Source organism: Mangrovibrevibacter kandeliae (genome assembly GCF_024519155.1).
In the GTDB taxonomy this organism is placed as follows: Bacteria; Pseudomonadota; Alphaproteobacteria; order Rhizobiales; family Rhizobiaceae; genus Mangrovibrevibacter; species Mangrovibrevibacter kandeliae.
In genome coordinates this window covers 167202-182941 of the sequence record NZ_JANIFJ010000004.1, presented here as the reverse complement: position 1 = coordinate 182941, position 15740 = coordinate 167202, and the positions used below count along the sequence as shown (strand labels likewise).

Genomic DNA, 15740 nt, shown 5'->3' with positions numbered 1-15740 from the left:
CGCTCAGAACGCGCTGACATAGCCGAGAGCCGGCGCCAGGGGCATGGCGGTGAGCGCGAGATCGAGCACCAGCCAGACGAGGTTGGCGCCGATCGCGCCACGATCGAGGACCAGAGACAGGAGGCGGCCGAGCGCGGCCGCCGCCCAGCCGGCACCGAGCGCGAACTGCAGGAAGGGCTGGTCGTACATCATCAGCCCCATGATGCCGACGCCGAGCCGGAAGCCGCCCGCGTCGGCTCGCGCCACCGGGATCGCCGGACCCATGCCGGCATAGCTGCCGAACAGGCCGAGCCAGAGGCCGGCCGCCGGGGCGACCAGCATGATCAGGCCGAGCAGGAGCGTCACCACCGAGGCGACGAAGGGCAGGAGATCGGCGGTGGTCTCGGGCAAGACGAAGAGCATGACGAAGATCGCGGCGCTGCAGTGAGTCGGCGCGCGCAGGCAACACGATCGCCGGCGTGCCGTCCACCTCGGCCTGCGGCAGTTCCGCGTCCGGCGGCGGCTGTGGCAGCTTTGCAACCCCGCGTGCAAGTGTCGTGCGGCCACGCGCGGACGATGGACAGCCATCGCGCCGAGGTGTCTCCTGAGCTCGCGGAATTCCTCCGCCGAGTTCTCTTCCCATGAAGACGATCTATCGCGCCTTGCGTATGCTGGTGGCGACGAGCCACATCCTGACGGCGTATGCCGTCGTTCCGCCGACGGCCGCCCTCGCCGCCGGCGCAAAGCTCCCCGCACCCTCCGTGTCGAAGGCACTCGACGCGGTCCTGATGCCGATCGACCGCTCGGTCGTGAAGGCCTTCGGGCTCGAGCCCCGCCAGAGGGGCCTGCTCGTGATCGCCGTGCAGCCGGGCGGCATCGCCGCGCAGCAGGGCATCAAGCCCGGCGACGTCCTCACCGAGATCGGCGGCCGCCGGGTGAACAAGCCGGTCGAGCTCGATCTCGCGGTCGCCCGTGGCCTGAAGCGGGGCACCACCAGCTATGGCTTCTCCGTGGCGCGCGGCGGCGCGATCGTGCCGGTCGCAGCGGTGATCACGCTGGCCCTGTTCGAGGAGAGCATCGCGGTCGGCAGCATCGCGTCCTGGGAGAGCTACAGCTCGAGCTCCTTCTCCTACTCCGAGTTCGTCTCCGAGTACTCCGAGGAAATCGAGACGTCCTACGAGAGCGAGGAGACCGAGATCGAGCAGGTCGAGGCGACCAGCGAGGAAACGAGCACCGAGGACGCGACGACGGAGGAGACGACGGACGACAGCGCCGCGACCGAGGACGAAGATGCCCCGGACGGCGATGGCGATGGCGACGCCGGGTCCGGCGATGACGACGACATGTCGGACGGCGACGGCGCGGACGACGGAGACGGGGACGGCGGCATGGATGACGACGGCGGCGACGCCGGAGACGACGACGGCGGAGATGACGACGGTGGCGGCGACGATGGCGGCGGCGACGACGACGAGTGATGTGACCGACCGGACCTGAGGCTTAGAGGAAGCTCTGCGGGTCGACGTCCACCTGGACGTCGACCGAACCGCGCGGCTTCGGCGCGGTCGCCACCATGCGGCGCACGTAGGCCTGCAGCGGCGCGCGCCGGCTCGCCTGTACTAGGAGGCGGAACCGGTGACGGCCACGCAGCACCGCCAGCGGCGCCTCGGCCGGGCCGAGCACCTCGATTTCCGCGTCCGGCGGCGCGGCCCGGCGCAGCTCGCGCGCGTGTTCCTCGGCCGCCTTGCGGCTGTCGGCGGAGACGATGAGGCTGGCGAGCCGGCCGAAGGGCGGCAGCCCGGCGCGGGCCCGTTCGTCGACCTCGCGCGCGTAGAACCGGGTGGCGTCGCCCGAGGCGATCGCCTGCATGACCGGATGCTCCGGCTGGTAGGTCTGGATCAGGCCGCGGCTCTTGCGCCCGCTGCGGCCGGCCCGACCCGTCACCTGGTGCAGGAGCTGGAAGGTGCGCTCGGCGGCCCGTGGATCGCCATTGGCGAGACCGAGATCGGCATCGACCGCGCCGACCAGCGTCATCAGCGGAAAGTGGTGGCCCTTGGCGACGAGCTGGGTGCCGATGACGATGTCGGCCTCGCCGCCGGCGATCGCGTCGAGCTCGCGCCTCAGCCGCCGCGCGCCGCCCGGCAGGTCGGAGGAGAGGAGGATGACGCGTGCGTCGGGAAAGGTCGTGACCATCTCCTCGGCCACGCGCTCAACGCCCGGCCCGCAGGCGACGAGATGGTCGAGCGTGCCGCACTCCGGGCAATGCTCGGGGCGCGGCATCGAGAAGCCGCAATGGTGGCACTGCAACTGCCCGCGCAGGCGGTGATCGACCAGCCAGGTCGAGCACGCGGCGCACTGGAACCGGTGGCCGCAGACCCGGCAGAGCGTCAGCGGCGCGTAGCCGCGCCGGTTGAGGAACAACAGCGCCTGCTCCCCGCGCTCCACCGTCTCGCGGATCGCCGTCGTCAGCACCGGCGAGACGAAGCGCCCGCGCGGCGGCGCGGCGAGCCGCAGGTCCACCAGCGCGAGGTCGGGCATCGCGGCTTCGGCGAAGCGACCGGCGAGCGTCACGTGTCCGTAGCGCCCCGTCTCGGCATTCACGCGGCTCTCGACCGACGGCGTCGCCGAGGCGAGGATTGCCGGAAAGCGCCCGATCGAGGCGCGCACCACCGCCATGTCGCGGGCGTGGTAGAAGGTCCGCTCCTCCTGCTTGTAGGCCGGATCGTGCTCCTCGTCGACGATCACGAGGCCGAGCTCCTTGAACGGCAGGAACAGCGCCGAGCGCGCGCCGGCGACGACCCGCACGCGCCCCTCGGCCACCTGCCGCCAGATCTTCTCGCGCTGGCGCGGCGCGACGTCGGAGTGCCATTCGGCGGGCGGCGCGCCGAAGCGGGCATGGAAGCGGTCGATGAAGCTCTGGGTGAGCGCGATCTCGGGCAGGAGGATGAGCACCTGGCGTCCCTGGTCGAGCGCCTCGGCCACCGCCTCGAAATAGACCTCGGTCTTGCCCGAGCCGGTGACGCCCTCGAGCAGTGTCGCCGAAAAGCCCTCCCCTCGCACCGCCGCCACCAGTGCACCGGCCGCGGCAGACTGCTCGGGCGACAGCGCCGCACGGCCGTAGCCGGTGTCGGGCGCGGCGACAGCCGGCGCCGGCGGCAGGCGCACCGCCTCGAACGCACCGAGCTTGATCAGCCCGTCGACGACCGAGCTCGACACGCCCGCCGCATGGGCGAGGCCGGAGCGGGACCAGGCGGGCGCCTCGTGCGCCGTATCGAGCACCCGCAGCCGCGCGCCGGTCAACCGCTCGGGCGCCGTGCCGGTCGGCGCGATGCCCTCGATCCAGGGCTCCGGGTCGAAGGCGGCGGGCGCGCGCAACGCCATGCGCGCCACGAGGCCGGGCGGCGCCAGCGTATAGTCGGCGACCCAGTCGATGAAGCGCCGCATCGCGGCGTCGAGCGGCGGGCAGTCGAAGACGTGGGTGATCGCCCGCAGCTTCTTCGGATCGACGTCGTCGGTGCGGCCGTCCCAGACGATGCCGGCCACCTGGCGCGGTCCGAGCGGCACCTGCACGATCGAGCCCGGCTCGACCGTCATTCCGTCCGGGACGACGTAGGAATAGGGCCGCTCGGTCGGCAGCGGGACCAGCACCGGCACGGTCTGCGCCGGGAACAGCTGGCCCATGGGGCCAGGCGGGGATGGGGACGAGATCGACACGCTGCGGAGATAGGCGGATCGGCCGAGCCACGCAAACCACGTCGCGGCGCCGAAACGACGATCTCCTGCGACTTCGCTACGGCAAGGTCCGCCCGATGCAGCAAGCCACCCGTTCGGCGGCGAGGAGCATTCCCGTGGACGCCGTGTCGCCCGCTCCGGATCGGCGCCGACAAGAAGGACGCGGTCCAAGCCGGCGGACCGGTTTCGCTGTGGCTACCTGACCACCAGCGGCGGCGGAGCCGGATCGGTGCGTCCGTCGAGCCGCAGCACGTTGCCGACGACGCAGCTTTCGATGCGGGCATTGGCGGGCAGGCGGCTCGTCAGCGGCGAGAGCTGGCCCAGCGTCGTGGTGACGCCGCCGAAGGAAAAGCTGAGATCGCGCGTGAACTGCGCCGTCAGGTCGTTGCCAGTCAGCAGCGTCGCGATCGAGTTCGCCAGGCGGACGACATCCCCGGTGAGATTTTGCGAGTCCCAGTGGAGGTTCGTCGCACGGACGGTGACCTGCCCCAGTCCCAGCGGGGCGCCCGCGCGCGTCGGAAGGATGATCTGCGCGTCCGCCGACAGATCGAAATCGATCGAGAACCGCGGATCGGCCCAGCCCGGCAGGGGGCCGGGTGTCGTGATGTTGATGAAGAAGACGTTGCGCGGCAACAGGAGCCGGATCCGCGCCGAGTCGGCGCAGGCCGTTACGACCGCGGCGCGTGCGCCGCAATTGGGGGACATCTGCACGCGCGCGTCGGAGCGGATGCTGAAGGGCCGGATCCGCGGGTTGATCTGCCCGCGGGCGAGGTCCTTGATCGTGTTGCCGATCCTGTCCTGGCTCGACCGGATGATGCGGCACAGCTCCATCTCGCTGAGAAAGGCGGTGTTGCCTCCGATCGGCCGGCCCATCATGGCGACTTCGACGCCGCGGATCGCAATGTCTCCGAAGCCGCCCGTCGGCGGCAGCAGGGAACCGGCGTAGCTCACCACCGCGCCGCCGGCAGCGGTCCAGCGGATCGACCCCCATTCGAAGTCGCTCCGGCGGCCGTTGCCGTCCTGATACTCGTCGCTCACCGGGTAGCCGAGGCGGCCGCGCTCCCATCCCTGCCCCGCCCACTTGGCGCGGATTGCGCCGTAGACGGCGTGCGCTCCGGTCTGCGGTGTCCAGTAGATCGACGCCTCCGGCTTGCCGTTGATCTGCAGGGCGCGAAAGTGGTTGTAGCGGCCGCGCCCGTCCGGCGTGCCGGTCTCGTCGGTGATCGGATAGCCGTAGCCGACCCTGCCGAGCTCGTTCCACTTGCCGAAGATCGCGCCCCAGACCGCGTGGGCGCCGATGGTCGGGTGCCAGTAGATGGCGCCCCACTGGAAGTTGTTGAAGCGGCCGCCGTAGGGCGCGTCGGCCTCGTCGCTGAGCGGCGCGCCGACCGGGCTCCGGTCCTTGCCGAGCTGGGTGTATTTGTCGCCGATCGCCCCGTAGACGGCGAAGGCGGATGCCGACGTGCACACCCCGATACAGAAAAGGAGCGCCAGCAGGAGACGAGGCAACACGCTTCCACGCATCTTCGACCCTCGCGCATTGAACGAGAGCCTTAGACTAGCGGCGCCAATTCCGGACGGCAATCTCGATTACTATTGCCGTCCATTCTTTCCCTTAGGGAATGTCGCGACCTCAGTACACCCGCTTCTTCGGCTTGATGTACTCCATCTCGTTCGACAGCGTGTAGGTGTGCACCGGCCGGTCCTCCAGCGTCACGGTCTTGGCGGCTGTGTCGCAGAAGGACAGGGTGTGCTTCATCCAGTTCACGTCGTCGCGGTCGGGGAAGTCCTCGCGGGCGTGGGCGCCGCGCGACTCCTGCCGGGCGAGCGCCGAGTCCATGGTCACGACGGCCTGGGCGATGAGGTTGTCGTATTCGAGCGTCTCGATGAGATCGGTGTTCCAGATCAGCGAGCGGTCGCTGACGCGCACGTCGTCGGAGGCGCGGAAGACCTCGTGGATCTTCTCGTGGCCCTCCTCCAGCACCTCGCCGGTGCGGAAGACGGCGCAGTTCGACTGCATGGTGCGCTGCATCCGGTCGCGCAGTTCGGCCGTCGAGGTGCCGCCGCTGGCATGGCGGAAGCGGTCGAGCCGGGCGAGCGAGTTGTCGCCGGCACCGGCCGGCAGGGTCGGCTGGCCCTCGCCCGCGCTCACCGTCTCGGCGCAACGCAGCGCCGCGGCGCGGCCAAAGACGACGAGGTCGATCAGCGAGTTGGAGCCGAGCCGGTTGGCGCCGTGAACGGACACGCAGGCCGCCTCGCCCACAGCCATGAGGCCGGGGACCACGGTGTCCGGGTTGCCGTCGCGCTTGGTCAGCACCTCGCCGTGATAGTTCGTCGGGATGCCGCCCATGTTGTAGTGGACCGTCGGCAGCACCGGGATCGGCTCCCGGGTCACGTCGACGCCGGCGAAGATGCGGGCCGATTCCGAGATGCCCGGCAGGCGCTCGTGGAGGATTGCCGGGTCGAGGTGGTCGAGGTGCAGGAAGATGTGGTCCTTGCCCTTGCCGACGCCGCGGCCCTCGCGGATCTCCATCGTCATCGAGCGTGAGACGACGTCACGCGAGGCGAGGTCCTTGGCCGAGGGGGCATAGCGCTCCATGAAGCGCTCGCCCTCGGAATTGGTCAGGTAGCCGCCCTCGCCGCGGGCGCCCTCGGTGATCAGGCAGCCGGCGCCGTAGATGCCGGTCGGGTGGAACTGCACGAACTCCATGTCCTGCAGCGGCAGGCCGGCGCGCAGCACCATGGCGTTGCCGTCGCCGGTGCAGGTGTGGGCGGAGGTCGCCGAGAAGTAGGCGCGGCCGTAGCCGCCGGTGGCGAGGATCGTCTTCTTGGCGCGGAAGCGATGGATCGTGCCGTCGTCCATGCACAGGGCGACGACGCCGCGGCAGGCGCCCTCCTCGTCCATGATCAGGTCGATCGCGAAATACTCGATGAAGAATTCGGACGAGTAGCGCAGCGACTGGCCGTAGAGGGTGTGCAGGATGGCGTGGCCGGTGCGGTCGGCGGCGGCGCAGGTGCGCTGCGCCGGGGGACCCTCGCCGAACTCGGTGGTCATGCCGCCGAACGGCCGCTGATAGATCTTGCCGCTCTCGGTGCGCGAGAAGGGGACGCCGAAATGCTCGAGCTCGTAGACCGCCGCCGGCGCGTTGCGCACGAGGTACTCGATCGCGTCCTGGTCGCCGAGCCAGTCGGAGCCCTTGACGGTGTCGTACATGTGCCAGCGCCAGTCGTCGCGGCCCATGTTGCCGAGCGAGGCGGCGACGCCGCCCTGTGCCGCGACCGTGTGCGAGCGAGTCGGGAAGACCTTGGTGATGCAGGCGGTCTTGAGGCCGGCCTGGGCCGCGCCGAGCGTGGCACGAAGGCCGGCGCCGCCGGCGCCGACCACGACCACGTCGAAGGTATGGTCGATGAACTGGTAGGCCGCGCCGTTGACGGCCGGTGCGGTGCGGTGCGGCTGGGCGGTCTCGCCGAAGGTCTGGGTGTCGGCCATGATCAGGCTCCGAAGCTCAGCTTGACGATCGCGAACAGGCAGGCGACGGCGACCGCGACCGAGAAGAAGGTGTTGAGGATGAGGAGCGGCAGCTTCGAGGCGCCGTGCACGTAGTCCTCGACCACCACCTGCAGTCCGAGCCGCATGTGGTAGGTGAAGGAGATCACCGCGAGGCCGACGATCAGGCCGATCAGCGGGTTGGCAAAGGCGGCGCGCAGGTCGAGATAGGTCTCGTCGTGGAGATCGATCAGGAGGATCACGAAGGCCGTGATCAGGACGATATTGGCGATCGCCGACAGGCGCTGGCCCCAGAAGTGGCCGGTGCCCTCGCGCGCCGAACCGTAGCCGCGGACCCGGCCGAGAGGCGTCTTCATCAGCATGGCGGGCCTCCTCAGCCGGCGAGTGTGACGATGATCCACAGGATCACGGTCAGGATCATGGAGCCGATCAGCGTCGCCATGGCGGCCTGACGGGACTGCTCCTTCTGCAGGCCGCGGCCGGTGTCCATGACGAGATGGCGGATGCCGCCGAGCATGTGATGGATCAGCACCCAGCTGTAGGCGAAGAGCACGAGGCGCCCGAAGATCGATCCAAAGAAGGCAGCCACGTGGGAGAAGGCCTCCGGGCCGCTGGCGGCGGCGATCAACCACCAGGCGACGAGCAGCGTGCCGACATAGAGCGCGACACCGGTGATGCGGTGCATGATCGACATCGCCATGGTGGGCGTGAAGCGGTAGACCGTCAGGTGCGGCGACATCGGCCGCGCGGTTTTGACCTCGGACATCCTTGGCTCTCGTCCTTTCTGCGGTGCACCGACTCACCCGGCCGGCGCGCAGCGCAGCAATCGGGGGACTGCGACGTTAAAAGCGCACGAGGACGCGAATGCAAGAGCTGGCGCCATTCGGATTGGAATGATTCCAGGTCTCAATCGATTGAAGGCCAAGGGCGATTCGGCCGGTGCGGCATCGTCCTGCCTCCTGCGGCCGGCGCCCACCACCGGCGCGACGGCACAGGCCGATGCTCGAAGGCAACTCCGCCGCTGTCCAGCGATGCCTGGCGCGGGTATGAGAGGCTCATGCTTCAGCGCCCGACCGCTTCCCCCGCCCGCACGGCCCTGGCCGGCGCGATCGCCATGGCCGCCGCGATGGGCTTCGGCCGCTTCGTCTTCACACCGATCCTGCCCGGGATGGTGGCGGGCGTGCCGCTGTCCGCCAGCCAGGCCGGGTGGATCGCGGCGGCGAACTTCGCCGGCTACCTCGCCGGCGCCATCCTCGCCTCGTTCGGCTGGGGCGCCGGGCGGGAGCGCCGGATCGGGCTCCTCGCGCTCCTGGTGTCCAGCCTCGCGCTCGCGGCGATGGGCGTCACCGACGATGTCTCTCTCCTGGCGCTCGTGCGATTCGTCGCCGGCCTCGCGAGCGCGTTCGCGATGATCTTCGTGACGGCCGTCGTGTCGGGCCAGGCGCAGGCGTCAGGCGATCGCACCGTCATGCCGATCCATTTCGGCGGCGTCGGCATGGGCATCGCGCTCTCCTCGCTGATCGTCTACCTCCTCGCGACCCTCGACGGCGGTGGCGCCCGGGCATGGCGCGCGGACTGGCTCGCCTGCGCCGGGGTGACCCTCGCCATGCTCGCCGCCGTCGCGCGGCTGCTGCCGGCACCGGTCGCCAACACCGCGGTCCCGCCCCCGGAGCCATCGATCGCCTGGACGCGGCCGCTGTCGCTGCTCACCCTGTCCTACGGCCTCTTCGGCTTCGGCTACGTGATCACCGCGACCTTCATCGTCACCATGGCGCGGATGGGCGATGCCGGGCCGGCGATCGAATTCCTGACCTGGTTCGTCACCGGCCTGACGGCGGCCGTCTCCATCCTCGCCTGGGCGCCGCTGGCGCGCCGGGCGGGCCTCCGCTCGACCTACCCGCTGGCGCTGGTGCTGCAGACGGTCGGCGTCCTTGCCTCGATCGCCCTGCCGGCAAGCCTCGCACCCCTTGTCGGCGGCGCGCTCCTCGGCGCCACCTTCATGGTGGTGACGGCGCACGGGCTGCAGATCGGCCAGATGGTCGCGCCGGAGAGCAGCCGGCGCGTGCTGGCGGCGATGACCGCGGCCTTCGGCGTCGGCCAGATCGTCGGGCCCCTCGTCGGCGGATGGGCCGCCGATCTCACGGGGAGCTTCGCCCTGGCGAGCCTCCTCGGCGCCGGCGCGCTGGCGCTCGCCACGCTGGCCGTCCTGTCGGTGCGCGATTCACTGCCCTAAGCGACGCCCAGCGGGGTTCGGCACCCGCCGGCCAGGCTTGGCCGATGCCGGTCGGCGTCAGACGGGACGGTCGATGAAGCGGATGACGTAGGTGGACCAGTCGGCGGGCGCAGCGACGCGCTCGTAGAGATGGCGGCTGGTGCCCGCGTTGCGCGGCGCATGGAAGACCAGCTTGGACCATCCCCGCCCCTCCGCCTCCTCGGCCAGGAGATCGATCATCGCCTTGGCGATGCCTTTGCGGCGGTAGAGGTGATCCACATAGACGTGATCGGCGAGCCCGGAGCGCATGCCGGTCCAGATGTCGGGCAGATCGTAGAAGATCAGGAAGCCGACGAGCCGCCCGTCGAGCCGCGCGCCGAGGAGTTCTGCCGAGCGATCCTGCAGCAGCTGCTCGGCATAGAAGGTGTCCGGAGCACCGGGCGCACCGCGGAACAGCGACTGATTGTAGGCCGACAGAAGCGGCGCGAGATCGCGGGCGTCCTTCAGACGCAAGAGTGCGATGTCGATGTCGGGCTGCGGGCTCGGCTCCATGATCTCGGCTTTCCCGCGGAACGAGGCCGCCGTCAAGCGCAAGTGCAGCCGTGACGCCGATCCCTGCGAAGCCGATTAAACGGGTTGACGAACCGTTTACACACCCGGGCTTAAGGTTAGGCACACATGGATTTCGGATGGTCGACGGGAGGCATTGCGTTCACAGGATGCACACGTCGGCGTTTTGGGGGTGGGTGCCGTGAACGCAGCCGATCTCCTGATCTGGTTTCTGCCCCTGATGTGCGCAGCAGCCGGCGGTGTTTTTCTCTTGCTGTCGACGCAGGTGCGCGGGGCCCGCTGGTGGAGCTTCGCCTATCTGGTCGCGGCCCTCGGCTTCGCCTCGATGGCGACCCCGTTGCCTTACCTGCAGATCCCCAAGGCGCTCCTCGAGGACGCCACGGTGCTCCTGGCCATCGCTGCGATGAGCCGGGGCCTCGCCTTGCGCTTCGAGCAACCGGTGCAGGACCGCATGGCCGGTGCGTTGATCGCCGCCACGATCGCTGCGGCGTCCGTCGCACTGATCGTCTACGACAGCGTCACATGGGAGATCGCGTATGTGCAGATGGCGTGCGCCGCACTGCAGCTCCTCGGCGCGTGGCATCTGCGCGTGGCGCTGCACAAGCCCGCCTATCGCGCCCTCTTCTTCGTTCAGTTGGCCCTCGTCCTGGTGCTCACCGGCCAGACGATCTATGGCGTGATCTATCCGCAGGGCCTGACCCTGGATGGCTGGCGCGACACGCCCTGGGCCGTCCTGTTCATGGCCAGCGTCACCCTCTTCAGTCTCCTCTTCGCGCTCACCGCGCTCGTCGCAGTCTGCCTCGACGCGATCGAGATGCTGCGCCAGACGGCCGCGACGGACCCCCTCTCGGGTGTCTTCAATCGCCGCGGCCTGGAAGAGCGGGTGACGCAGAAGGCCGGCAGCCGCGGCACCGCCGTGATCCTCGCCGACATCGACCACTTCAAGGCGATCAATGACGGCTATGGGCATGCCACGGGCGACATGGTGATCGCGACTCTCGGCCGCCTGATCCAGTCCACCGTCGGCACCATCGGCTCGGTCGCCCGCATCGGCGGCGAGGAATTTGCCGTACACCTGACCGCCGTCTCCGGTGCGGAAGCGCAGGCGCTGGCCGAGACGCTCCGCCAGGCGGTCGCGACCGCGAAGTGGCCCTCACCGCTGGAGGGCCGTCGGCTGACCGCAAGCTTCGGCGTGGCCCTTGCCCACGGCGAGGAGCTGTTCGGCGAGACGCTGCTGCGGGCCGACCGCAACCTCTATGCCGCCAAGCATGCCGGCCGGAACCGGGTGGTCTTCCGCGCCGCCGCCGAGGCACAGGTCGCCGCGGCCTGAGGCCGGGAGCCTCATCTGACTCTGGTCGAACGTGATACGGAATTTCCGCGACGTTCGGCTGTGAGCCGACGGGCCTTCCGGGGTCCCGTCTGCGAGCCGACGGGCCCTCGCCGATCGTCGGACTGCAAGGCGGGTCACGGTCACTCCTGCGCCCGGCTCGTGCCGTGAGCGCCGCGGGGCTTCCCGCTCATCGTCCTCACGCGGCGAGTTGCGCGGCCTTCTCCTCGCCGACCACCCGATCCCGGCCGCGCGTCTTGGCAAGGTAGAGATTGGCATCCGCCCTGCCGAGCGAGACCGCCAGGCCCGCCGCGGCGTCGACTTCGGCAATGCCGAAGCTGACGGTGAACCGCGTGCCCGGCGCCGTGTCGTCGAAGGCGAGCGCCGCGAAGGCGCCGCGGGCGATCTCCGCGAGCGTGTGCGCCTCGCGCTGGTCGGCGAAGCGACGGGCGATCGCGAATTCCTCGCCGCCCATCCGTCCGACCACGGCGCCCTCGCCGTAGAGCGAGACCAGGAGCCGCGCGAGTCCTACGATGACCGCGTCTCCCGCCGCGTGGCCGAAGCGGTCGTTGACGCTCTTGAAGTGGTCGATGTCGGCGAGGGTGACGAACAGCGGCTGTCCGCACGGCGTTCCGGCAAGGGCGCCCACCTGCTCCTCAAAGCCGCGCCGGTTGAGGATCCCGGTCAACGGATCGGTCTCCGAGCGCAAGCGATGCTCCTCGACGAGATCGTGCACCACGGCGCTGATCATCACCGCCGCGAGCACCAGGCCGATCATCACCGCCGCCATGTGCATCGAGAGGTAGAAGTCGGACACCCGGTACTGCGCGACGGTCAGCCCCTGCGGCAGGTAGGGGACCGTCGCAAGACTGCGGGCGATGAGAAGGGCGAACAGCAGCACGAAGAACGCGCGGATCGCATGATCGCGTGGACGGCGGGAGCCGAACGGCACGCGCAGCCCGGCATGCAGGAGGATCAGCCCGAGCACCGGGCTGCCGATGACGATGCGCAGGGCGGTGTCCGGATGCACGACCTGGAACCACATCATGAGCCCGAGCGTGACCAGCGCGATGACACCGATCGGGCCGTCCCGCGCAGGGGTGGCGTAGGTGCGCGCCACGGCCCGGTTGAGCGCGATGCCGGTGGCGAGAAACGCGGCGTTGACGAGGAAGACGGCGACCGTCGGCTCCAGGATCCCGCGCGAGAACTCGAGAACGAAGGCGGCCGCCGCGGTGAGGAAGCCGATCGACCACCAGAGGCTGACCGCTGCCTCCCCGAGCTTCAGACGCAGCCGCAGCAACACGAAGCCCAGGGCCGCCAAGCCGAAGGGGTTGAAGAGAAACAGAGGACCCTGCGCAGCCATCGAATTCCCACCCCGAGCGCCTCGATGTTGTAGAAGCGGGATCGTTAGGACCGAATTAATTTCAGCCGAGCGTATTGACGGAGCGAGAGCGTGCTCTAGCGCTCGACGCGGGTCTGGTTGCGTGGAGAGCGCCCGGCATCCAAAGCGTTGGCTCGTCGGCTTGAGCGCCGCCGGCGCAGGGCCGGCGGCCGAGCCGTCAGTGCCAGTCGCGGATGTCGACGAAGCGGCCGGCGATCGCGGCGGCGGCAGCCATCGCCGGCGAAACGAGATGGGTGCGGCCCTTGAAGCCCTGCCGGCCCTCGAAGTTGCGGTTCGAGGTGGAGGCGCAGCGCTCGCCGGGGGCGAGGCGATCCTCGTTCATGCCGAGGCACATGGAGCAGCCCGGCTCGCGCCAGTCGAAACCGGCCGCGACGAAGATCTGGTCGAGCCCCTCGAGCTCGGCCTGCGCCTTCACGATGCCGGAGCCGGGGACCACCATCGCCGAGACGCTCGGCGCGATCCGCCGGCCCTGGATGACGGCCGCGGCGGCGCGCAGGTCCTCGATCCGGCCATTGGTGCACGAGCCGATGAAGACGCGGTCGACCGGTATGTCGGTCATTCTGGTGCCGGGGGTGAGGCCCATGTAGTCGAGCGCCCGCTTCTTCGACGCGCGCTTGGTCTCGTCGGGAATTGCCGCCGGGTCCGGCACCACGCCGTCGACCGAGACCACGTCCTCGGGCGAGGAGCCCCAGGAGACGATCGGCGGCAGGTTGGCCGCGTCGAGCACCACCACCTTGTCGAAATGGGCGCCCTCATCCGTGTGCAGCGTCTTCCAGTAGGCAACGGCCGCGTCGAAGTCGGCGCCCTTGGGCGCGCGCGGCCGGTCCTTGATGTAGGCGAAGGTCGTCTCGTCCGGCGCGATCAGGCCGGCGCGGGCGCCGCCTTCGATCGACATGTTGCAGATCGTCATGCGGCCTTCCATCGAGAGCGCGCGGATCGCCTCGCCGGCATACTCGATAACGTGGCCGGTGCCGCCGGCGGTGCCGATCTCGCCGATGATGGCGAGGATGATGTCCTTGGCGGTCGACCCCTCCGGCAGCGTGCCGTCGACGCGCACCAGCATGTTCTTCGCCTTGGCCTGGATCAGCGTTTGGGTGGCGAGCACGTGCTCCACCTCCGAGGTGCCGATGCCGTGGGCGAGCGCGCCGAAGGCGCCGTGCGTGGAGGTGTGGCTGTCGCCGCAGACGATCGTGGTGCCGGGCAGCGTGAAGCCCTGCTCCGGACCGATGATGTGCACGATACCCTGCCGCGCGTCGGTCTCGTTGTAGTATTCGAGGCCGAACTCGACCGCATTCTTCGCCAGCGTCTCGACCTGCAGCCGGCTTTCCGGATTGTGGATGCCGGCGGAGCGGTCGTAGGTCGGCACGTTGTGATCGACGACGGCCAGCGTCTTCTCGGGGTGGCGCACGCGCCGGCCGGCCATGCGCAGGCCCTCGAAGGCCTGCGGGCTCGTCACCTCGTGCACGAGATGGCGATCGATGTAGAGGAGGCTGGTGCCGTCCTCCTCGGTGACGACGTGGTCGTCCCAGATCTTGTCGTAGAGGGTGCGGGGCTTGGTCTCGGTCATGGGAAGAGTCTCGGCAGCCGGCGCGGAGCCGGAGGATCGGAAGTCGGACAGGTTCAGCGCGCCGGGGGCGCGAGAAGGCGGCGCCTATACGCCGGCCGAGCCGACCAGCCGGTAGAAGAAGCGGCCGGGCAGGCGCGCGCGGTCGGAGAGCCTGGCAAAGCCCTCGCTCGTCGGCAGTCGCCGGTGCGCCTTGATCTTCCGGATGCGGATCATGCGGCGGAAAATAGCAAAGCGGCTGCAGGGTGACAATGACGGGCGCAGGGCCCGGAGGGAGGGCATGACGTGGCTGCCCCCGCATCCGCCTGCCGGCATTGTCTCCCCGACGAGGAGAAGACCGCGGCTTTGACGCTCGGCGCCCATTTCTCGGCGTCTATCGCTTCGGCACCAGACGCGCATCCAATACCCCGGCAGGACGGGCGCCGGTCCTCTCCCGCTCGCGGGAGAGGGTGGATGCGAGCGCCAGCGAGCAGCCGCGTGAGGGTGCGCTCCCGCCCGACGGCGAGGGCGCAAGAGATGATGGCCTCGGGAACGCCCGCCCCGCCCCCGTCATTGACGCCGTTCGATCTGCCCGACAGGGTTCATGAAAGCGTCACGGAGAGGCCTCGCGATGTCGAAGAAGAAACACGCCAAGGACGGGCGTCTCGGCGCGCTCGACATGAGCCTGTCGATACACGGCAAGGACTATGACAAGCAGCTGCACAAGCTGCAGAAGCGCTTCCAGGAGATCCAGCAGGCCTACCTTCTGCACGGCACCAAGGCCGTGGTGGTCTTCGAGGGCTGGGACGCGGCGGGCAAGGGCGGCACCATCCGGCGCATGGCGAGCGTCATGGACCCGCGCGGCTTCCATGTCTGGCCGATCGCCGCGCCGACGCCCTACTACAAGAAGCGGCATTATCTCGCCCGCTTCTGGGACCGCATTCCCGCCGACGGCGAGATCTGCGTCTTCGACCGCTCCTGGTACGGCCGCGTGCTCGTCGAGCGGGTGGAGGGCTTCGCCAAGAAGGACGAGTGGCAGCGCGCCTATGACGAGATCAACGAGTTCGAGCGCCAGCTCGTCGACGACGGCTCGCGCGTCGCCAAGGTGTTCCTCTACATCACCCCGGACGAGCAGCTCGAGCGCTTCGAGAAGCGGCTGGAAGATCCGCTGAAGCGTTGGAAGCTCTCTTACGAGGATTTCCGCAACCGCGAGAAGTGGTCGGACTACGAGACGGCGGCGGACGAGATGTTCGAGAAGACCTCGACCGACGCGGCGCCGTGGCTGGTGGTGCCGTCGAACAGCAAGAAGTACGGTCGCATCACGGCCCTCACCCACATCGCCGACCGCCTCGCAGAGGGCGTCGACCTTGCGCCCCGCCCCCTCGACGAAGGGCTGAAGGCGCAGTTCGAGGCGCTGAAGGAGGCGAAGTAGCAGAAGCAGCGGCGGCGGCGTGGCCGCCGCCGCCT

14 protein-coding genes are annotated in these 15740 nt (G+C 69.6%); 4 read left to right on the top strand and 10 right to left on the bottom strand.

What is annotated here, in order from left to right; all coding sequences use genetic code 11:
* Window positions 1-3: 3 nt before the first annotated feature.
* Window positions 4-402: an AGROH133_08824 family phage infection protein gene (locus NPA30_RS12630; RefSeq protein ID WP_256803058.1), complete on the bottom strand. Its 399-nt coding sequence runs from the start codon at window positions 400-402 to the stop codon at window positions 4-6.
* Window positions 403-620: 218 nt separating this feature from the next.
* Between NPA30_RS12630 and NPA30_RS12625 the strand changes: the two genes are divergently transcribed.
* Entirely contained in the window at window positions 621-1457 is an 837-nt protein-coding gene (locus NPA30_RS12625; protein WP_256803057.1) for a PDZ domain-containing protein, read from the top strand.
* 22 nt (window positions 1458-1479) lie between these two features.
* Here the strand turns inward: NPA30_RS12625 and NPA30_RS12620 are convergent, their stop codons facing one another.
* From NPA30_RS12620 to sdhC, 5 genes are all read right to left on the bottom strand, one after another.
* Entirely contained in the window at window positions 1480-3693 is a 2214-nt protein-coding gene (locus tag NPA30_RS12620; protein ID WP_372338798.1) for a primosomal protein N', read from the bottom strand.
* A 213-nt stretch (window positions 3694-3906) separates the two neighbouring features.
* Window positions 3907-5223: an LGFP repeat-containing protein gene (locus tag NPA30_RS12615; RefSeq protein ID WP_256803055.1), complete on the bottom strand. Its 1317-nt coding sequence runs from the start codon at window positions 5221-5223 to the stop codon at window positions 3907-3909.
* Between the two features lie 121 nt (window positions 5224-5344).
* On the bottom strand, window positions 5345-7201 hold the full coding sequence (gene sdhA, locus NPA30_RS12610) for a succinate dehydrogenase flavoprotein subunit (RefSeq protein ID WP_256803054.1): 1857 nt from the start codon (window positions 7199-7201) through the stop codon (window positions 5345-5347).
* 2 nt (window positions 7202-7203) lie between these two features.
* On the bottom strand, window positions 7204-7581 hold the full coding sequence (gene sdhD / locus NPA30_RS12605) for a succinate dehydrogenase, hydrophobic membrane anchor protein (RefSeq protein WP_256803051.1): 378 nt from the start codon (window positions 7579-7581) through the stop codon (window positions 7204-7206).
* A gap of 11 nt (window positions 7582-7592) precedes the next feature.
* The gene (sdhC, locus tag NPA30_RS12600) at window positions 7593-7985 is read right to left on the bottom strand and encodes a succinate dehydrogenase, cytochrome b556 subunit (RefSeq protein ID WP_256803050.1); all 393 of its coding nucleotides are present in this window, start codon (window positions 7983-7985) and stop codon (window positions 7593-7595) included.
* 291 nt (window positions 7986-8276) lie between these two features.
* Here sdhC and NPA30_RS12595 point away from each other — a divergent pair, with 291 nt between their 5' ends.
* Window positions 8277-9452 (top strand): YbfB/YjiJ family MFS transporter, encoded by a 1176-nt coding sequence (locus NPA30_RS12595; protein ID WP_256803049.1) that lies wholly within the window; start codon window positions 8277-8279, stop codon window positions 9450-9452.
* Window positions 9453-9509: 57 nt separating this feature from the next.
* Here NPA30_RS12595 and NPA30_RS12590 read toward each other — a convergent pair whose 3' ends face one another.
* Window positions 9510-9983 carry a GNAT family N-acetyltransferase gene (locus tag NPA30_RS12590; RefSeq protein WP_256803048.1) on the bottom strand — a complete coding sequence of 158 codons (474 nt, stop codon included), beginning with the start codon at window positions 9981-9983 and terminating at the stop codon, window positions 9510-9512.
* 199 nt (window positions 9984-10182) lie between these two features.
* On the opposite strand from NPA30_RS12590, the gene NPA30_RS12585 reads away from it, so the two are divergent.
* Window positions 10183-11331, top strand: a complete 1149-nt coding sequence (locus NPA30_RS12585; protein WP_256803047.1) for a GGDEF domain-containing protein — start codon at window positions 10183-10185, stop codon at window positions 11329-11331.
* A gap of 196 nt (window positions 11332-11527) precedes the next feature.
* Here NPA30_RS12585 and NPA30_RS12580 read toward each other — a convergent pair whose 3' ends face one another.
* The 3 genes from NPA30_RS12580 to NPA30_RS12570 all read right to left on the bottom strand — a co-directional run bounded on the left by NPA30_RS12580 (window position 11528) and on the right by NPA30_RS12570 (window position 14510).
* Complete coding sequence (locus tag NPA30_RS12580) at window positions 11528-12691, bottom strand: GGDEF domain-containing protein (protein ID WP_256803046.1); 1164 nt, start codon at window positions 12689-12691, stop codon at window positions 11528-11530.
* A 196-nt stretch (window positions 12692-12887) separates the two neighbouring features.
* Window positions 12888-14297, bottom strand: coding sequence for a 3-isopropylmalate dehydratase large subunit (gene leuC / locus NPA30_RS12575; RefSeq protein WP_256803045.1), 1410 nt, complete (start codon window positions 14295-14297; stop codon window positions 12888-12890).
* An 84-nt stretch (window positions 14298-14381) separates the two neighbouring features.
* Window positions 14382-14510: a hypothetical protein gene (locus tag NPA30_RS12570; protein ID WP_256803044.1), complete on the bottom strand. Its 129-nt coding sequence runs from the start codon at window positions 14508-14510 to the stop codon at window positions 14382-14384.
* A 394-nt stretch (window positions 14511-14904) separates the two neighbouring features.
* Here NPA30_RS12570 and NPA30_RS12565 point away from each other — a divergent pair, with 394 nt between their 5' ends.
* Window positions 14905-15705 (top strand): polyphosphate kinase 2 family protein, encoded by an 801-nt coding sequence (locus NPA30_RS12565; RefSeq protein ID WP_256803042.1) that lies wholly within the window; start codon window positions 14905-14907, stop codon window positions 15703-15705.
* The last annotated feature ends 35 nt before the right edge of the window (window positions 15706-15740 follow it).

Coding starts and splice junctions, on each gene's coding strand:
- NPA30_RS12630 (WP_256803058.1), bottom strand. CDS start 402: ATGCTCTTCGTCTTGCCCGAGACCACCGCCGATCTCCTGCCCTTCGTC.
- NPA30_RS12625 (WP_256803057.1), top strand. CDS start 621: ATGAAGACGATCTATCGCGCCTTGCGTATGCTGGTGGCGACGAGCCAC.
- sdhA (WP_256803054.1), bottom strand. CDS start 7,201: ATGGCCGACACCCAGACCTTCGGCGAGACCGCCCAGCCGCACCGCACC.
- sdhD (WP_256803051.1), bottom strand. CDS start 7,581: ATGCTGATGAAGACGCCTCTCGGCCGGGTCCGCGGCTACGGTTCGGCG.
- sdhC (WP_256803050.1), bottom strand. CDS start 7,985: ATGTCCGAGGTCAAAACCGCGCGGCCGATGTCGCCGCACCTGACGGTC.
- NPA30_RS12595 (WP_256803049.1), top strand. CDS start 8,277: ATGCTTCAGCGCCCGACCGCTTCCCCCGCCCGCACGGCCCTGGCCGGC.
- NPA30_RS12590 (WP_256803048.1), bottom strand. CDS start 9,983: ATGGAGCCGAGCCCGCAGCCCGACATCGACATCGCACTCTTGCGTCTG.
- NPA30_RS12580 (WP_256803046.1), bottom strand. CDS start 12,691: ATGGCTGCGCAGGGTCCTCTGTTTCTCTTCAACCCCTTCGGCTTGGCG.
- leuC (WP_256803045.1), bottom strand. CDS start 14,297: ATGACCGAGACCAAGCCCCGCACCCTCTACGACAAGATCTGGGACGAC.
- NPA30_RS12570 (WP_256803044.1), bottom strand. CDS start 14,510: ATGATCCGCATCCGGAAGATCAAGGCGCACCGGCGACTGCCGACGAGC.
- NPA30_RS12565 (WP_256803042.1), top strand. CDS start 14,905: ATGTCGAAGAAGAAACACGCCAAGGACGGGCGTCTCGGCGCGCTCGAC.